We start from the raw sequence: 950 nt of genomic DNA on the forward strand, positions 1-950 counted from the left end.
GAACGAGATGGGTGAGGCCAGTCGGATATGTGACGCCTTTGAGTTTTAGATATCGGTCAGTAATCTCTGCCAGGACCGCTAGATCGCAGGCTGAAAGACTGGTGTTCTTGGAGGCGTATAGCACTAGCTGTGTTTGATCGACGGGACCTATCTTCAGCGCTTCGGTGCTCATCGAGCCACCTGCAATGCCTCAACCGCAAGAGCGGTCAACCTCTTGGCTAAAGGGCCTGAGAACGTGGCCGAGCGGCGTTGACCTGCTTGGGGCGCGTAGAGTGTATGGTTGCCATCAGGCTGCCTTATCAAGCGCAACCCATAGAGCCGGATGTGCTCGTTTAGTTCAATGTCGACAAAGGCTACGCAGTCGCGGTTGCCAGTCTCCCGAGTGGGGTGGCAGTAAAGTACTCTCATTGGATATCCTTTTGTTATGGCGCATGAATGCGCGCCCGCTCGAGGAAGCGGGAATGGTTGGAGTCTTGCGTCGGTAACTGCCCTCAATCAAATCAAAGACTTGATGGTAAGGTGCGGTTAAGACCGGATCCACGATTCGGATCGAGGACTATCGCGCGATTGAGAAACCGGCCAACCGGCGTTAGTCTCTACGGAGCAATCTCACGGAGTACATTATGCGTATTGTCGTTTTTGCAGGTTTGGTGGTGATTTTGAGCGGTTGTGGTGGTGGCGCGTTCCAGAGGCTCAATCMAAACCCTGACGCGGAAGCGCAGTATCGCCTCGGCGGCTGTCAGCTGCGCGGACACGGCGTCTGCAAGGACCTGCAGGAGTTCTCCGTTCCCAGCCAATAAATGCAATAATATCGCGGATTTCAGGTAGGTCGTAAACTCATAAATCTGATTGAAATGGCGCCTGAAACGGCAAAAAGATGCGAGGAGAGACGCGAAGGGCGGGGTCTCTCCCCCGGCCGAGCGGTTCGACACTGCAGCTTGCAGCCGTTT

General features: G+C 54.8%; 1 protein-coding gene. It reads right to left on the reverse strand.

Translation table 11 applies throughout. The features are described from left to right. Nucleotides 1-596 precede the first annotated feature (596 nt). Nucleotides 597-950, reverse strand: a 354-nt coding sequence (locus ACXJ5O_RS28310) for a hypothetical protein (protein WP_457302813.1), incomplete at its 5' end; no start/stop codon positions are given.

It is taken from the genome of Phyllobacterium sp. P5_D12 (genome assembly GCF_054049495.1).